16 protein-coding genes and 1 tRNA gene are annotated in these 15374 nt (G+C 65.0%); 8 read left to right on the forward strand and 9 right to left on the reverse strand.

The genetic code is table 11. The features are described 5' to 3' along the window. The first annotated feature begins 38 nt into the window (after window positions 1-38). Entirely contained in the window at window positions 39-581 is a 543-nt protein-coding gene (locus N2605_RS03685; RefSeq protein ID WP_036009795.1) for a 2'-5' RNA ligase family protein, read from the forward strand. A gap of 28 nt (window positions 582-609) precedes the next feature. Here N2605_RS03685 and N2605_RS03690 read toward each other — a convergent pair whose 3' ends face one another. The 4 genes from N2605_RS03690 to N2605_RS03705 form a co-directional block, all read right to left on the reverse strand. Beyond that, the gene (locus tag N2605_RS03690) at window positions 610-948 is read right to left on the reverse strand and encodes a hypothetical protein (RefSeq protein WP_156446969.1); all 339 of its coding nucleotides are present in this window, start codon (window positions 946-948) and stop codon (window positions 610-612) included. A 390-nt stretch (window positions 949-1338) separates the two neighbouring features. Then, window positions 1339-1413 (reverse strand) — tRNA-Val (locus tag N2605_RS03695). 160 nt (window positions 1414-1573) lie between these two features. Continuing rightward, window positions 1574-2887, reverse strand: a complete 1314-nt coding sequence (locus N2605_RS03700) for a coiled-coil domain-containing protein (RefSeq protein WP_036009798.1) — start codon at window positions 2885-2887, stop codon at window positions 1574-1576. A 120-nt stretch (window positions 2888-3007) separates the two neighbouring features. Beyond that, window positions 3008-3613 carry a DUF1134 domain-containing protein gene (locus N2605_RS03705; protein ID WP_036009799.1) on the reverse strand — a complete coding sequence of 202 codons (606 nt, stop codon included), beginning with the start codon at window positions 3611-3613 and terminating at the stop codon, window positions 3008-3010. A 139-nt stretch (window positions 3614-3752) separates the two neighbouring features. On the opposite strand from N2605_RS03705, the gene N2605_RS03710 reads away from it, so the two are divergent. Further along, complete coding sequence (locus N2605_RS03710; protein WP_036009801.1) at window positions 3753-4238, forward strand: YHS domain-containing (seleno)protein; 486 nt, start codon at window positions 3753-3755, stop codon at window positions 4236-4238. A 10-nt stretch (window positions 4239-4248) separates the two neighbouring features. Here the strand turns inward: N2605_RS03710 and N2605_RS03715 are convergent, their stop codons facing one another. Then, window positions 4249-5079, reverse strand: coding sequence for a 3'(2'),5'-bisphosphate nucleotidase CysQ family protein (locus N2605_RS03715; protein WP_085969075.1), 831 nt, complete (start codon window positions 5077-5079; stop codon window positions 4249-4251). Window positions 5080-5277: 198 nt separating this feature from the next. On the opposite strand from N2605_RS03715, the gene chpT reads away from it, so the two are divergent. The 6 genes from chpT to N2605_RS03745 all read left to right on the forward strand — a co-directional run bounded on the left by chpT (window position 5278) and on the right by N2605_RS03745 (window position 12021). Then, window positions 5278-5931 carry a histidine phosphotransferase ChpT gene (gene chpT / locus N2605_RS03720; RefSeq protein WP_036009803.1) on the forward strand — a complete coding sequence of 218 codons (654 nt, stop codon included), beginning with the start codon at window positions 5278-5280 and terminating at the stop codon, window positions 5929-5931. 196 nt (window positions 5932-6127) lie between these two features. Further along, the gene (locus N2605_RS03725) at window positions 6128-8947 is read left to right on the forward strand and encodes a hybrid sensor histidine kinase/response regulator (RefSeq protein ID WP_260345855.1); all 2820 of its coding nucleotides are present in this window, start codon (window positions 6128-6130) and stop codon (window positions 8945-8947) included. Between the two features lie 31 nt (window positions 8948-8978). Next, a complete protein-coding gene (locus N2605_RS03730) occupies window positions 8979-9449 on the forward strand; it encodes a chemotaxis protein CheW (RefSeq protein WP_260345856.1) in 471 nt (156 codons plus the stop codon). A 74-nt stretch (window positions 9450-9523) separates the two neighbouring features. Continuing rightward, complete coding sequence (locus N2605_RS03735) at window positions 9524-9889, forward strand: response regulator (RefSeq protein WP_007600538.1); 366 nt, start codon at window positions 9524-9526, stop codon at window positions 9887-9889. Between the two features lie 75 nt (window positions 9890-9964). Continuing rightward, window positions 9965-11152: a protein-glutamate methylesterase/protein-glutamine glutaminase gene (locus N2605_RS03740; protein ID WP_036011891.1), complete on the forward strand. Its 1188-nt coding sequence runs from the start codon at window positions 9965-9967 to the stop codon at window positions 11150-11152. Further along, on the forward strand, window positions 11149-12021 hold the full coding sequence (locus tag N2605_RS03745) for a CheR family methyltransferase (RefSeq protein ID WP_036011888.1): 873 nt from the start codon (window positions 11149-11151) through the stop codon (window positions 12019-12021). The genes N2605_RS03740 and N2605_RS03745 overlap by 4 nt, the downstream gene beginning before the upstream one ends. A 157-nt stretch (window positions 12022-12178) precedes the next feature. On the opposite strand, the gene N2605_RS03750 is transcribed toward N2605_RS03745, so the two are convergent. The 4 genes from N2605_RS03750 to ctrA all read right to left on the reverse strand — a co-directional run bounded on the left by N2605_RS03750 (window position 12179) and on the right by ctrA (window position 14994). Beyond that, a complete protein-coding gene (locus N2605_RS03750; RefSeq protein WP_036011885.1) occupies window positions 12179-13339 on the reverse strand; it encodes a glutathionylspermidine synthase family protein in 1161 nt (386 codons plus the stop codon). Window positions 13340-13342: 3 nt separating this feature from the next. Beyond that, window positions 13343-13723 carry a hypothetical protein gene (locus N2605_RS03755; protein WP_074448088.1) on the reverse strand — a complete coding sequence of 127 codons (381 nt, stop codon included), beginning with the start codon at window positions 13721-13723 and terminating at the stop codon, window positions 13343-13345. 1 nt (window position 13724) lies between these two features. After that, window positions 13725-14129, reverse strand: a complete 405-nt coding sequence (locus tag N2605_RS03760) for a DUF350 domain-containing protein (RefSeq protein WP_036011880.1) — start codon at window positions 14127-14129, stop codon at window positions 13725-13727. A 163-nt stretch (window positions 14130-14292) separates the two neighbouring features. Then, window positions 14293-14994 (reverse strand): response regulator transcription factor CtrA, encoded by a 702-nt coding sequence (gene ctrA, locus N2605_RS03765; protein ID WP_016848562.1) that lies wholly within the window; start codon window positions 14992-14994, stop codon window positions 14293-14295. Window positions 14995-15374: the final 380 nt, after the last annotated feature.

The following is a 15374-nucleotide window of genomic DNA, read 5'->3' on the forward strand; positions in this document are numbered from 1 at the left end:
GAGGCAAAAATCCATTGCTTTACAGAGCAACCAAGCGCATGGCTTTGGCTATCAACATTCGGTCCGACCATTCCTCCGCAGAGCGCATCGAAGCCTTGTGGGATGAAGTTGCCGCGTTTGAGAGCCAGCCTTCGATGAGGGGGCTCGGTTATCGGCCGCATTTCACATTCGCCATTTATGATGCGCCCGAGATTACCGCGAAGACCGCGTGGGAGACCATGCTCCGCGCAGTTGGAGGCGAAGGGCCATTGCAGGTCGCGTTCAGGCGAATTTGTTGGTTCGCAGGTCCGCCGCTCGTGCTCTGGGCGGAGCCGGAGTTCGATGAAACGCTCGTTTGGTGGCACGCTTCCATCAACGCTGCAATCGATCCAGCCTTGTGTCGGCTGCATTATCGGCCGGAAAACTGGCGACCTCATTGCACGCTCGGCACACAAATCGCCGACGCAAAGCGCGATGACGCGATCGCTTTCGCGCAGTCATTCAGCGGCAGCATCAGCGTGCTGTTCGACGTCGTGGATTGCGTTTCTTTTCCGCCAGTGCGCGTGGTTGCGGAGCAGAGATTGCCGGTTCGGTCTCCATGAAGTGGTGATCATTCGTCGAGCCCGCAGATCATTTGTAATCGATCCGGATCGAGCCGACCTTCTCATCGTGCCGGATGAAGCCTCCCTCGACCCCTGGCATCATCGCAATTTCGACGACGTTGCTCCCGCGCCAGCTGGGTAGTATCTCCGCGTGACCGGCGAAGCCGAGGAATGCGTGGTTGCGATCAGGTGAAAAGGTCCGGTCCATCGGTGCGATGCTCGCATATGTGGAATCCGGAACCGTTGCGTTGCATTCCTGCCTGAAGACGAACACGGCCTTGGTGCCGTCGGGCGACCGCGTCGAGCTCAGGACCACGTTGCGGCAGCTGGCAAATCCTTCGAGTGCGAACCAGATGAGACCAACCATGGCCGCGATTCCGATGCCGGCCACAGCAAGCACCGCGATCGCGATTCGTATCCAGAGTTTCGAAGGAGGGCGAGGGAGCGTCATCCAGCTCATCCCTGAATCTCTAAGCCGGCGATGCCGTGCGGGCCCTCAGGCGCAGCATGCTCATCAAGCGTGCGCCTCTCCCGACGATGCCATCATGCCCCTGTTTTGCCCGACGGAGCAAGGAAAATTCGGAAAAGTCGTAACCCTTTGATCCGACTGAGGTCGGCTACTGTGCATGGGGTTGTTTTCGAATTTTTGACAGAGCGGAAGCAAGACCCCCGGTCCGTCTACGCTCTTTGAGCTACGCCGGACACGCTTCGCTGCCATTGGGGGTGGCTGCGCCACGCGAAGCCTCTTGGCGAAGCGTGGTGGGCGCACAAGGGATCGAACCTTGGACCTCTCCCGTGTGAAGGGAACGCTCTCCCGCTGAGCTATGCGCCCGGGACCATCATGCAGGCGGCCGCAACCTTGGGCCGGCCGGCACATCGGAGCCCGCGATTTAGAAGTGCCGGCCCAAGGTGTCAAGTTTTCAAGCCGTCGCCGGGGCGGAAAACCTTGGTCAGGTCGCGCCTTCCGCAGGGGAAGCCGGATTTTTGGCCGGTTACGCGCCCTGCTGGCGGGCGCGGGAGGCGTGGGCCTGGAGCGCGCGGATGCGCTCGGCCAGCGTTCCACCGCCTTCGGGCAGGCGGGGCGCTGGAGCGCTGCTGGTCGCGGCGCCGTTGGTCGCGGCATCGTTGGCCGGGCGCGGCGCCGGCTTCGGCGGCTGGCCGGCCTCGGCCGCGAGCAGCGCCTCGATCGGCGAGTTCGGGCCTTCGAGCTGCATCGCGAGTTTTGCCACCTCGGCCGCGATGTCGTTGATGCGCTCGCGCAGAAGCGCGTTCTCCATGCGCTCGGTCGCCCAGGAACTCTCGGCCTGCTGCTGGATCGCGTTGATGTCGCGCTGGAGTTTCGCGCGTTCGTCGCGTGCGCTGCGCAGCTGCTCCTCGAGCGCGGCCTTTTCCGCGCGCAGCTGCTCCATCGCAGCCGACGACTTCCCGCCGCTGAGGCCCGCGATCTCGACGCGCAGCTCCTTGATGGTGCGCTCGTTGGCCTCGTTGGCCTGGCGAAGCTGGTTGTTCTCGTAGTCGCGCTCGGCGAGCAGCTTGCCCTGCGTGGCAAGGCGTCCTTCGAGATCGGCGACGCGGCTCGACAGCATCTCGGCCTCCTTGACCTGCACGATGAGCTGGCGGTCGAGCTCGGTGACGCGCTGGCTCAGATTCTCGACGCGGCCGCGCGCCTCGGCGAGCTCGCGCGAGGCGGCCTCGGATTCGGTGCGCTCCTGTGCGAGGCGCGCTTGCGTCGCGGCAAATTCCTTCTCGGCATCGCCGACCCGGTGCTTCAATTCCTCGATCTGCGCGCGCACTGCGACCAGCTCGACCTGGCGGCTCTCCGCCATCATCGAGCGGTCGGACAGTTCGGAGTTGATCTTGGCGAGCTCGGCCTGCTTGTCCGTCAACGCGATCTCGGCTTCGCGCAAGGACGCCGTCTTGGCGGCGAATTCCTCCTCGGTGGCGCGAAGCTGCTCCTTCACCGCCTTCTCGCGCGCCTCCAGCGCGAAGATGGTGGCGTTCTTCTCGCCGAGCTCGATCTTCATGCGGTTGATGGCGTCGCTCTTCTTGCCGAGCTCGGCGAGCTGGCTCGTGGTCTTGTTCTTGAGCTGCTCGACGCTCATCTCGAGCCGCCGCGCGGACATGGCGAATTCGGCCCGGAGCTGGTCCTTGTCGGCCTGGATCTCGGCCATCGAGAGCGGGGTGGCGGCCTCGAGCCGGCGCGTGGTCAGGCGCACCGCGCGGTTATGCACCAGCGGCACGATCGCAAGCCCGCACAGCATCGAGAGCAGGAAACCGATCGCCAGGTACATGATCGGTTCGACCATGGGCCAGAACTCCCAAGCTTAAGGAAAAATTCACCAACGACAATGCCATGGCGGGCCGGCAGAAAGCCAGCCCCGCTCTGTCGTTAACCTTGATCGGTGGGCAGTGGGGAGGACGTGGGCCTAGAACGGGTTCCAGGTCGCCCGCGGGGTGTATTTGAGATAGCCGATATTGGCGCCGAGGCGCAGGCCGAGCCCGGAGCGGATCGGCACCAGCACGATGTTGTTGGAGGTCAGCGCCGTCATGCCGAAGCCGCCGATGATGTAGGCCGAGCCGTCGATGCCGGCGAAGCGCTGGTAGATCGCGTTGGTGGCCGGCAGGTTGTAGACCAGCGTCATGGTGCGGGCGCCGTCGCCGCCCCAGTCGAAGCCGAGCGAGGGGCCCTGCCAATAGACGCGCAAGTCGCCGGCGTTCTTGGTGTAGAGCGTGCCCTCGCCGTAGCGCAGGCCGGCGACGAAGGCGCCGGAGCCTTCCTCACCCAGGATGTAGCCGTTCGGCAGGCCCCATTGGCTGACCGCCTTCTCGATGATCGAGGCGAGCCCGCGCGAGACGTTGCCGAAGAAGCGATGGCCGGCGGTGACGAGCTCGTCCGGCCCATAGGTATTGGGCGTCGGGGTCCGCTGCGGCGGCGGCAGGTCAGGCGGCGGCGCCTGCTGGGCGGAGGCCGGCACGATCCAGCCGATCATCGCGGCAAGCGCGAGCGCAGCAAGGCGTGATGCGAAAGTCATAAAAGAACCCCTGGTATCGAATCCGGTCGCTTCCTTAACCTCACGCCAACAGGCATGGCCCTAGGTTGCGCCGGATGTCCCCTCGACTCGGATGTTATCCGCAGCAACTATGACGGCACAACGGCAGGAAGATAGCCCTTTGCGCCCCGGAATTGCCTTGATCGCCCGCCGCCTCTGCCTGCTGGCGGGCATTTGGATCCTCGGTGCCGGCGGACCGACAGGGGCCGCCACCACCGAGCGGATCGTCGTCAACCGCTTCAGCGGCGTCGCCATCGAGGGCTTCGACCCCGTCGCTTATTTCGTCGCCGGCGCGGCCGTGCAGGGGACGGCGGAGTTCGAGGCGAACCTCTGGGGGGCCGTCTGGCGCTTCCGGAACGAGGGCAACCGCGCCTCTTTCCAGGCCCATCCCGAAATCTACGGACCGCAATTCGGCGGCTACGATCCGGTCGATATCGCCCGCGGCGTCACCGTCCCCGCCAATCCGCATTTCTTCGCGATCGTGGCGCAGCGGCTCTATTTGTTCAGCCGGGAAGACAATCGCGACGCCTTCGTCGCCGATCCCGAGCGCTTCCTCTATGAGGTGGGCAAGCGCTGGCCGGCCCTGCAGGAGAAGCTCGGGCAGTAACGAGCCCTGGTCAGTCGCAGCCTACCGCCTGCGGGTCGCCCCACGCGATGAATTCCGGGATGATGAAGCCGGTATCGCTGCGCTGGCCAAATCGGAGCTCGCCGCCCTTGCCGTCGGTCACCTTGCCGCCGGCCGCGGTCACGACCGCGCAGCCGGCTCCGACGTCCCATTCCGAGGTCGGCCCGAAACGGGGATAGATGTCGGCGCCGCCTTCCGCGATGCGGCCGAATTTCACGGCCGAGCCGCACGTCATCCTGACGGCATTGGGCCGGTCGGCGATGAACGCCTCGCTTCTGGCATCGCCGTGCGAACGGCTCACTGCGGCGATCCAAGGCTCCCCGCGCGCCGGCAGCTTGCGGGTGCGGATCGGCTCGGCGGCGGCGATCGTCGCGCCGTTGAACCTCACGCGCTCGGCGCCGCGGCCGACGATGCCGCGCCAGAGCAGGCCGAGTGCGGGTGCGGAGACGATGCCGAGCAGCGGCACGCCGTCCGTCACCAAGGCGAGGTTGACGGTGAACTCGTCGCGGCCGGCGAGGAACTCCTTGGTCCCGTCGAGCGGATCGATCAGGAAGAAGCTGCCCTGGAACGGCGGGGAGGCGAGCTGGGTCCGCTCCTCCGACAGCGTCGGAACGTCGCCCGCGAGCTGCGCGAGTCCGTCCGCGATGATGCGGTCGGCGGCAAGGTCGGCCTCGGTCACCGGCGAGCCATCCTGCTTGCCGTCGATCCGCATGGCCGCGCGGTTGACGGCGAGGATCGCCTCGCCCGCCTTCACCACCAGCGCAGTCAGCGGCTCCATCAGGCCGGCAGCGGCCGCTCCGTCAATGATCCGTTTCACCTGCATGCCTCATCTGTCGGCAATATCGTTCCTCGTCCACTGATTCGCCCCGATCGATTCGCCCGGGCTTATGGCCGCCTCTAACCGATCGCAAGCTAGCTGCCGCGGGGTTGCGAATGTTAGAACCCGCAGCATCCGTCAAGCATGCGTGATTCGCGGCGTCCAGCGCCGTGCAATTCCAGGAACCCTCCAGGACCCCATTATATGTCTGACGCTTCGTCGCCCGCGACCACTGCCGCTCCCGATATGCTCGAACTCGCCGCGCTGCTGTGCTCGCGGGTCTGCCACGATCTCATCAGCCCCGTCGGCGCCATCGTCAACGGGCTCGAAGTGCTCGACGACGATCCCAAGCCCGAGGACCGCGAGTTCGCGCTCGACCTGATTCGCAAAAGCGCCAAGACGGCCTCCGCCCGGCTGCAGTTCTGCCGCCTTGCCTTCGGCGCGGCCGGCTCCTCCGGCGCGCAGATCGATCTCGGCGATGCCCACACCATGGCGAAGGGCCATATCGAGGACGGCAAGTGCTCGATCACCTGGAATCTGCCGCGGCTGCTGCTGCCGAAGAACCGCGTCAAGCTGCTGCTCAACATGCTGGTCGTCGCCCAGCACACGATCCCGCGCGGCGGCATGCTGACGGTCGATCCGGTCGGCGAGGGCGAGGTGATGAGCTTTCGCATCACCGCGACCGGACACAATGCACGCCTGCCGCAGAACATCTCCGAGCTCCTGAGCGGCGAGCGCGGGCCGGCTGCCGATGCGCATGCGATCCAGCCTTATTATACGCGGCTGCTCGCGCAGGCCTGCGGGCTCACCGTGACGCTCAAGCCGGAAGGCGAAGCCATCATCGTTACCGCTTCGTAAACGGCGCGTCGCGCCCGACCTCTTAATCGATTCTTTACGAGGCGCTTCGGCTTGTTCGGAGCGCCTTATCTCTTTGTTGGTGCCGTTCTTTTGCACATACTCAACCAATATTAAACGCTTTGCGGTGAAGCTGGCCCCATTCCGAAATGGCGCATCACGCCTCGTGCGCGCCCTTCCTGTATGAAGGCCTGTTTTCATGGATGATCTGTTGCGGGAGTTTCTGACGGAGACCAGCGAGAGCCTGGACACCGTGGACAATCAGCTGGTGAAGTTCGAGCAGGAGCCGAACAACGCCAAGATCCTGGATAACATCTTCCGCCTGGTCCACACCATCAAGGGCACCTGCGGCTTCCTCGGCCTGCCGCGGCTGGAAGCGCTGGCGCATGCCGGCGAGACCCTGATGGGCAAATTCCGTGACGGCATGCCTGTGACTGCCGAGGCGGTGACGGTGATCCTGTCCTCGATCGACCGCATCAAGGAGATTTTGGCTGGCTTGGAGGCGACCGAGGCCGAGCCGGAAGGCAACGACCGCGATCTCATCGACAAGCTGGAAGCAATGGTCGAGCAGGGCATGGCGGCCATGTCAGGCTCGGCGGAGCCGATGCCGACAGCCGGCACTGCTGCTCCCGTTGCCGATGCGCCGCCGCTGGTGCCGGAAGCGCCCGCCGCTCCAGCCGCCCCCGCCAAGGAGATGACCATGGGCACGCTGGTCGATCAGACCCTGGAGCGTCCGCTGCGTCCGGGCGAGGTCTCGCTCGACGAGCTCGAGCGCGCCTTCCGCGAGACCGCGATCGAAGCGCCGGTGCCCGCGTCCGTGGCCAAGGCTGAGGTCAAGGCCGAGCCTGCACCAGCTGGTGAAGCGCCCGTGGCGAAGGAAGCCGCAAAGCCCGCCAAGGAGAAGGCCGCGCCGAAGAAGTCGATGGCCGACGAGATGGCCGGCGAGGGCGACCGCATCGCCAACCAGTCGATCCGCGTCAACGTGGATACGCTGGAGCACCTGATGACCATGGTCTCCGAGCTGGTCCTGACCCGCAACCAGCTCTTGGAGATCTCCCGCCGCAACGAGGACACCGAGTTCAAGGTGCCGCTGCAGCGCCTCTCCAACGTCACCGCCGAGCTGCAGGAAGGCGTCATGAAGACGCGCATGCAGCCGATCGGCAATGCCTGGCAGAAGCTGCCCCGCATCGTCCGCGACCTCTCATCCGAACTCGGCAAGCAGATCGAGCTCGAGATGCACGGCGCAGACACCGAGCTCGACCGCCAGGTGCTCGATCTGATCAAGGACCCGCTCACCCACATGGTGCGCAACTCCGCCGATCATGGCCTGGAGACCCCCGCCGAGCGCCTCGCCAGCGGCAAGGGCGAGCAGGGCACCATTCGCCTGTCCGCCTATCACGAGGGCGGCCACATCATCATCTGCATCGCCGACAACGGCCGCGGCCTCAACACCGAGAAGATCAAGGCCAAGGCGCTCTCGTCCGGTCTCGTCACCGAGGCCGAGCTCGAGAAGATGAGCGAAGCCCAGATCCACAAGTTCATCTTCGCGCCGGGCTTCTCCACTGCCGCTGCCATCACCTCGGTCTCGGGCCGCGGCGTCGGCATGGACGTGGTCCGCACCAATATCGACCAGATCGGCGGCACCATCGACATCAAGAGCGTGGCCGGCGAAGGAAGCTCCGTCACCATCAAGATCCCGCTGACGCTCGCCATCGTCTCGGCGCTGATCGTCGAAGCCGCCGGCGACCGCTTTGCGATCCCGCAGCTCTCGGTGGTGGAATTGGTCCGCGCCCGCGCCAACTCCGAGCACCGCATCGAGCGCATCAAGGACACCGCGGTCCTCAGGCTCCGCAACAAGCTGCTGCCGCTGATCCATCTGAAGAAGCTCCTGAAGATCGACGACGGCGCGGCCTCCGATCCCGAGAACGGCTTCATCGTGGTGACGCAAGTCGGCAGCCAGACCTTTGGCATCGTCGTCGATGGCGTGTTCCACACCGAAGAAATCGTGGTCAAGCCGATGTCGACAAAACTGCGTCACATCGACATGTTCTCCGGCAACACCATTCTGGGCGATGGCGCGGTCATCATGATCATCGATCCCAACGGCATCGCCAAGGCGCTCGGCGCCGCCGGCTCCTCGGCCCATGACATGGGTGACGAAGCGGCCGGCCATCACATCGGAAGTGGCGAGCAGACCACCTCGCTGCTGGTGTTCCGCGCCGGCTCGTCGCAGCCCAAGGCGGTTCCGCTCGGCCTCGTCACGCGCCTGGAAGAGCTGCCGGCCGACAAGATCGAGTTCTCGAACGGCCGCTACATGGTGCAGTACCGCGAGCAGCTGATGCCGCTGGTGGCCATGGAAGGCGTCACCATTGCTTCCCAGGGCGCCCAGCCGATCCTGGTGTTCGCCGACGACGGCCGCTCCATGGGCCTCGTCGTCGACGAGATCATCGACATCGTCGAGGAACGCCTCAACATCGAGGTCGGCGGCTCCTCCTCGGGCATTCTCGGCTCGGCCGTGATCAAGGGCCAGGCCACCGAGGTGATCGACGTCGGCCACTTCCTGCCGATGGCGTTCGCCGACTGGTTCACCCGCAAGGAGATGAAGCCGTCGCTGCATTCGCAGTCGGTGCTGCTGGTCGACGACTCGGCCTTCTTCCGCAACATGCTGGCGCCGGTGCTGAAGGCGGCCGGCTACCGCGTCCGCACCGCGCCGACCGCGCAGGAGGGCCTCGCGGCACTGCGCGCCCAAAACTTCGACGTGATCCTGACCGACATCGAGATGCCCGACATGAACGGGTTCGAGTTCGCGGAAGTCGTCCGCTCCGACAACAACCTCGCTGCGACGCCGATCATCGGCCTGTCGGCGCTGGTGTCGCCGGCGGCGATCGAGCGCGGCCGTCAGGCCGGCTTCCACGATTACGTCGCCAAGTTCGACCGTCCCGGCCTGATCGCGGCGCTGAAGGAGCAGACCGCGGGCGCCGCCGGCGCCTCCGAGCTGAGCCGGGCGGCCGCGGCTTAAACCTTAGCGGCATGGACCAGGAGACCCTGAAATGAGCAAGAAGACCCAGTCCGCTGGAGGCGCCATGGTCGAATACGTCACCGCGATGATCGGTGGCCAGCTGTTCGGGCTGCCGATCTCCCGCGTCCAGGACGTGTTCATGCCCGAGCGCGTCACCCGCGTGCCGCTGGCCTCGCGCGAGATCGCCGGCGTTTTGAACCTGCGCGGCCGCATCGTCACCGTGGTCGACATGCGCTCGCGCCTCGGCCTGCCCAAGGACGAGGACGGCAAGACCGCGATGGCGGTCGGCGTCGACTTACGCGGCGAATCCTATGGCCTCCTGATCGACCAGATCGGCGAGGTGCTGCGCCTGCCCGAGGACGGTAAGGAAGAAAACCCCGTCAACCTCGACCCCCGCATGGCCAAGCTCGCCGGCGGCGTCCACCGCCTCGACGGACAGCTCATGGTCGTCCTCGACGTCGACCGCGTCCTCGAGCTCGCGCCCGAGATGATGGCGGCCTGATACGGCGGCATTGCCGCCGAGGGACTTGCGATTGGAAGTGCCCCCGCAAAGGGGGGAAGGAAGCAGAGGTTCACATGCGAACTTGTCTCGTCGTTGATGATTCCAGCGTCATCCGAAAGGTTGCGCGCCGGATCCTGGAGGGGCTCGACTTCCAAATCCTCGAAGCCGAGGACGGTGAGAAGGCGCTGGAGGCCTGCAAGCGCGGCCTGCCGGACGCGGTGCTGCTCGACTGGAACATGCCGGTCATGGATGGCTACGAGTTCCTCGGCCATCTCAGGCGCATGCCCGGCGGCGACCAGCCCAAGGTGGTGTTCTGCACCACCGAGAACGACGTCGCGCATATCGCGCGCGCTCTGCACGCCGGCGCCAACGAATACATCATGAAGCCGTTCGACAAGGACATCGTGACGGCGAAATTTCAGGAAGTCGGCCTGATCTGAGCGATCTCCCGGAGGCTGAACGGATCCTTCGGCGCTTGTTTTCAACTGAACCGTTTCAGTCTGAGTTGGTGTGTAATGAGTGTTGCGTTCGCAGGTAATTCGACCACGAGCACGTCGCGCGAAACCGGGCCGCTGCGGGTGATGATCGTCGACGACTCGGTCGTCATCCGCGGTCTGATCTCGCGCTGGATCGGTGCCGAGCACGACATGGAGGTCGCGGCCTCGCTGCGCACCGGGCTCGAGGCGGTCAACCAGCTCGACCGCATCAATCCCGATGTTGCCGTGCTCGACATCGAAATGCCCGAGCTCGATGGCCTCTCGGCGCTGCCGCAACTGCTCGCCAAGAAGCGCGATCTCGTCATCATCATGGCTTCCACCCTGACCCGCCGCAACGCGGAGATCAGCTTCAAGGCGTTGTCGCTCGGCGCAGCCGACTACATTCCCAAGCCGGAATCGACGCGTGAGGCGTCGGCCGCGGACATTTTCCATCACGACCTGATCCAGAAGATCCGCCATCTCGGCGCGCGGCTGCGTCGCAAGTCTGCGGTTGCGAGTCCGCCGCTGGCGCCGGCGAGCCCGGCTCCCGTCGCGCGCAGTCCTGTCGCGCGGCCTGCCGCGCCTGCGCCCGCTCCGGCCCCCTCGTCAGGCTCGGTGTCAACGCGTCCGTTCTCGACCCAGGCGCCCAAGGTGCTGTTGATCGGCTCCTCGACCGGCGGTCCTCAGGCGCTGATGTCGCTCGTCACCGAGCTCGGCGCCGTGATCGATCGCTTCCCGGTGCTGATCACCCAGCACATGCCGCCGACCTTCACCACCATCCTGGCCGAGCATCTGGCGCGCTCGAGCCGCCGGCCGGCGGCCGAGGCGGTCGACGGCGAGCCGGTCAAGCCGGGACGGATCTACCTCGCACCGGGCGGCAAGCACATGCGCGTCACGCGCAGCGGCGCCGATCCTGTGATCGCGCTCGACGACGGCCCCGCCGTCAATTTCTGCAAGCCTGCGGTCGATCCGCTCTTCACCTCCGCCATCGACGTCTGGCACGGCAACATCCTCTCGGTGATCCTGACCGGCATGGGCTCGGACGGCATGCGCGGCGGCAAGGACATCGTCGCGGCCGGCGGCAGCGTGATTGCGCAGGACGAAGCCTCCAGCGTGGTCTGGGGCATGCCCGGCGCGGCGGCCAATGCCGGCATCTGCGCGGCGATCCTGCCGCTCAACCAGATCGGCGCCAAGGTCAACCGCCTGTTCGCTGGAGACCGCTCGTGACGCCCGCAGATTACGACTATCTGCGCAAGTTCCTGAAAGAGCGCTCCGGTCTCGATCTCTCCGCCGACAAGCAATATCTGGTCGAGAGCCGGCTGCTGCCGCTCGCCCGCAAGGCAAGCGTTCCCGGCATCCCCGACCTCGTCCTGAAGATCAGGAACGGCGACGGCCGGCTTGCGACCGACGTGGTCGAAGCGATGACCACCAACGAGACGTTCTTCTACCGCGACAAGATTCCGTTCGATCACCTGCGCGACACCATCCTGCCGGGCCTGATCCAGGCGCGCGCGGCGCGCAAGTCGCTTCGCATCTGGTCGGCGGCCGCCTCGACCGGGCAGGAGCCCTATTCGATCGCGATGTGCGTGAAGGAGATGGGCGCGGCGCTCGCGGGGTGGCGCATCGAGATCGTCGCCACCGATCTGTCGCAGGAGGTGCTGGAGAAATCCAAGGCGGGCCTCTACAGCCAGTTCGAGGTGCAGCGCGGCCTGCCGATCCAGCATCTGGTGAAATACTTCACGCAAACCGGCGAGCTCTGGCAGCTCAACGCCGACATTCGCGCCATGGTGCAGTTCCGCCAGCTCAATCTGCTGCAGGACTTCTCCCATCTCGGCACGTTCGACGTGATCTTCTGCCGCAACGTGCTGATCTATTTCGACCAGGACACCAAGGCGGTGATTTTCGAGCGCATGGCGAAGGCCATGGAAGCCGACGGCACGCTGCTGCTGGGCGCTGCCGAATCCGTCGTCGGCATCACCGATGCATTCCGCCCGATCGCCGATCGCCGCGGCCTCTATCAGCTCAACCCCGCGCGCTCCGGCCGTCCGATGGGCGGATTGATGCCGCAGCCGCTGAAGGTCGCCGCGGCGAGATGAGTTCTCTTTGTCATTCCGGGGCCGCCCATAAGCGCGGAGCCCGGAATCCATAACCACAGGCCATCGAAATAGGCAGGCGGTTAGACCAGGGCCATTCCATCCGACTGTGGTTATGGATTCCGGGCTCGCGACTTTGTCGCGCCCCGGAATGACAAAATCACAAAATCGCATGCGGCAAGAACCGCGAGCGGTTGCCCGTGATCGGGCTCTCGTCCTCGCGGATCGATATCCCGCAGGGCTCGTGGTTCACCAGCCAGCTTCCGATCACCGGATAGCAGCCCGAAAAGTTCGGCAGCGGTGCCAGCGCCTGACGTACGAAACCTTCGGCGCCGTACGGCCCCGTCTGCTCGTCGAGCGGCATGCCGCCGGAGACCAGCGTGACATTGGCGCCTTCGCGCGACAGCAGCGGCTTGCGCACATAGGACGTGCCGAGCTCGGCGGCGCGCGGATCGTCCTCGAAGAAGGCCGGCAGCAGATTGGGATGGTTCGGAAACATCTCCCAGAGCAGCGGCAAGATGCCCTTGTTGGAGAGCACCGCCTTCCACGGCGGCTCGATCCAGCGCGTTGGCGCATCCTTCAGCTTTGCGCCGAAGGCGTCCTGGAACATCCATTCCCAGGGATAGAGCTTGAAGGCGAGCGCGATGTCGTTCTCGCCGAGATCGACGAAGCCGCCGGCCTCGTCGCGCCAGCCGACCTGCTCGATGTCGAGCAGCGTCGTCGAGAGTCCGGCCTGGCGCGCGGTGTCTTCGAGATAAGCGAGCGTGCCGGCGTCCTCTTCGTTGCCGGTGATCCCTGTGAGATGGACGTGACGGCTCCCAGCGATCTCCTTCCATGCCGCGATCAGCCGCTCGTGGATGGAGTTGAATTGGTCGGCACGCGAGGGGATGACGCGGCGTTCGATCGCCTGTTCGAGCCAGGTCCATTGGAACACCGCGGCCTCGAAGATCGAGGTCGGCGTGTCCGCGTTGTATTCGAGCAGCTTTGCCGGCGACTTGCCGTCGAACCTCAGATCGAGCCGGCCGTAGAGGCTGCGGTCGTCGCGCTTCCAGCTCTCGACGATCAGGCCCCAGAACGCTTCCGGAATCTTCAGCCGTCGCAAGGAACGCTCGTCGCCGATGACGCGGCCGGCGAGTTCCAGGCACATCGCGTCGATCTCGCCGGTCGGCGCCTCGATGCCTCGCTCGATCTCCTCCAGCGTAAAGCCATAATAGGCGCGCTCGTCCCAATAGCGCTCGCCGTCGATGGTGTGGAAGACGAAGCCGCATCGTGCGGCGGTCTCCCGCCAGTCGTCGCGCTCGAGGCAGGTGATGCGCTGCATGGATCAGCCGCCGCCCGAGAAGCCGTGGCCGAACGAGCCGAAGCCGCCGCGGCTCACGCTGCTATGGCTGACATTGGACGACGTTCCCGACGAGGAATGGCTGGAGGAATCGCCGCTGAACAAGCTCGATCGCGACGACCAGCGCGAACTGCTGCCGCCCGACGAACTGCTGCTGCTCGTGCAGGTCGTGGTCGTCTGCCCCGGCACGGCGCCGGGCGTGGGCTCGCAGTTCTGCCGCGGCATCAAGGTATAGGCCGTGGTGCCGACGGCGATCGTGCCCATCACCAGCAGCGCGACGTGGCCGGAGCGCTTCACCGGCGGTCGCGGCGGCTCGGCGACTGGCCGGCGCTTGCCGAACTCCTTCTTGGCGGGTTTGTCGGCCATGTCAGTAGATCATGCTGGCGGCGTTCAGCAGGCCCGCGGCGAGCGAGGACAGGCCGAGCCAGATCGCCGGGGCAAGCTCGCCGTCATCGATGCGCCTCGACAAGTCCGGCACCGGAACCTTGACGAGATAGAACACGATGACCTGCACGATCAGCGCGATCGTCGCCCAGATCAGGCAGTCCAGCACGTTGGCCGAATGCGCGATGGCGCTGACCAGCGGCGCCACGAAGCCGAGCAGGCTGAGCCCAAGCGCGATCGCCGCGGCCGGCTGGTTGTCGCGAATGAGCTGGAATTCGTTATGCGCCGTGATGCGGGTGTAGACGAACAGATAGGCCACGATCACGATCAGCCCGGTGCAGAAATAGACCAGGAAGGCGGGCAGGCCGGCGAGTGATTGCAGGATCATCGTTCCCCCATCGTGCAGCGACCATTCGTCGGCAGGGGAAGGCTAGGGGTTCAAACGTTAAGCTTCCAATGAAGCGTCCCCCCAAAACGAAAACCCCGCCATTTGCGGCGGGGTCCAGGCTGGGAGGAGCGAGCCTGACTGGGCTCGCGACGTAACCCAGGGATCAGGCGGGGATGCGCTCGTCGGCCTCGTGCGGCTCGCGCAGCACGTAGCCGCGGCCCCAGACGGTCTCGATGAAGTTGCGGCCCTCGGAGGCGTTGGCGAGCTTCTTGCGGAGCTTGCAAATGAAGACGTCGATGATCTTCAGTTCGGGCTCGTCCATGCCGCCATAGAGGTGGTTGAGGAACATTTCCTTGGTGAGGGTCGTGCCTTTGCGGAGCGAGAGCAGCTCCAGCATCTGATATTCCTTGCCGGTCAGATGCACGCGCTGACCGCCGACTTCCACCGTCTTGGTGTCGAGGTTGACGACGAGGTCGCCGGTCTGGATGACCGACTGGGCATGGCCCTTGGAGCGGCGCACGATGGCGTGGATGCGGGCCACCAGCTCGTCCTTGTGGAAGGGCTTGGTCATGTAGTCGTCGGCGCCGACGCCGAGACCCTTGACCTTGTCCTCGATGCCGGCGAGGCCGGAGAGGATCAGAATCGGTGTCTTGATCTTGGAGACCCGGAGCTGCTTGAGCACATCGTAGCCGGACATGTCGGGCAGGTTGAGGTCGAGGAGAATAATGTCGTAATCGTATAGTTTACCGAGATCGACGCCTTCTTCCCCCAAATCGGTCGTGTAGACGTTGAAGCTCTCCGACTTCAGCATCAGCTCGATCGACTGCGCGACGGCGCTGTCATCTTCAATCAGCAAAACGCGCATGCCAGTTCCCCATAGTCGCCGCTCCTGGGCGTCAGGTCGGCCGCATTCGCGGCACTCAACAAAACGCCTTTGAACAACTGATTCGGATCCTGACAACAGATGGTTAACAAAGTCTGATTCTGGAACGCAAGTCCCCCCGGTGCAATTTTTGTCGAATCGCCCTAAGGTCTTGCGTACGAAGCAGCTTTCGTTACCCGATTCCGTTCAAGCTCCACTTTAAGAGACGGGCCTAACCGACTCCCGCGACTCAGCCTTCTTCTGAAGGGGAGGCACGCTCAGTCTCAAAGACAGTGACGCAATGATTAATGATGCGGGTAAACACGAAGTTAAGCGCCGTTCAGAAATATGGCGAAACTTAAGGTTTTCACCGTGATGTCCCG

The organism is Bradyrhizobium yuanmingense (assembly GCF_025200905.1).
Lineage (GTDB): Bacteria > Pseudomonadota > Alphaproteobacteria > Rhizobiales > Xanthobacteraceae > Bradyrhizobium > Bradyrhizobium yuanmingense.

Excerpts from the sequence above, each read along its gene's own strand:
- N2605_RS03685 (WP_036009795.1), top strand. The coding sequence starts at position 39 with ATGGCTTTGGCTATCAACATTCGGTCCGACCATTCCTCCGCAGAGCGC.
- N2605_RS03690 (WP_156446969.1), bottom strand. The coding sequence starts at position 948 with ATGGTTGGTCTCATCTGGTTCGCACTCGAAGGATTTGCCAGCTGCCGC.
- N2605_RS03700 (WP_036009798.1), bottom strand. The coding sequence starts at position 2,887 with ATGGTCGAACCGATCATGTACCTGGCGATCGGTTTCCTGCTCTCGATG.
- N2605_RS03705 (WP_036009799.1), bottom strand. The coding sequence starts at position 3,613 with ATGACTTTCGCATCACGCCTTGCTGCGCTCGCGCTTGCCGCGATGATC.
- N2605_RS03715 (WP_085969075.1), bottom strand. The coding sequence starts at position 5,079 with ATGCAGGTGAAACGGATCATTGACGGAGCGGCCGCTGCCGGCCTGATG.
- chpT (WP_036009803.1), top strand. The coding sequence starts at position 5,278 with ATGTCTGACGCTTCGTCGCCCGCGACCACTGCCGCTCCCGATATGCTC.
- N2605_RS03725 (WP_260345855.1), top strand. The coding sequence starts at position 6,128 with ATGGATGATCTGTTGCGGGAGTTTCTGACGGAGACCAGCGAGAGCCTG.
- N2605_RS03730 (WP_260345856.1), top strand. The coding sequence starts at position 8,979 with ATGAGCAAGAAGACCCAGTCCGCTGGAGGCGCCATGGTCGAATACGTC.
- N2605_RS03735 (WP_007600538.1), top strand. The coding sequence starts at position 9,524 with ATGCGAACTTGTCTCGTCGTTGATGATTCCAGCGTCATCCGAAAGGTT.
- N2605_RS03740 (WP_036011891.1), top strand. The coding sequence starts at position 9,965 with ATGAGTGTTGCGTTCGCAGGTAATTCGACCACGAGCACGTCGCGCGAA.
- N2605_RS03750 (WP_036011885.1), bottom strand. The coding sequence starts at position 13,339 with ATGCAGCGCATCACCTGCCTCGAGCGCGACGACTGGCGGGAGACCGCC.
- N2605_RS03755 (WP_074448088.1), bottom strand. The coding sequence starts at position 13,723 with ATGGCCGACAAACCCGCCAAGAAGGAGTTCGGCAAGCGCCGGCCAGTC.
- N2605_RS03760 (WP_036011880.1), bottom strand. The coding sequence starts at position 14,129 with ATGATCCTGCAATCACTCGCCGGCCTGCCCGCCTTCCTGGTCTATTTC.
- ctrA (WP_016848562.1), bottom strand. The coding sequence starts at position 14,994 with ATGCGCGTTTTGCTGATTGAAGATGACAGCGCCGTCGCGCAGTCGATC.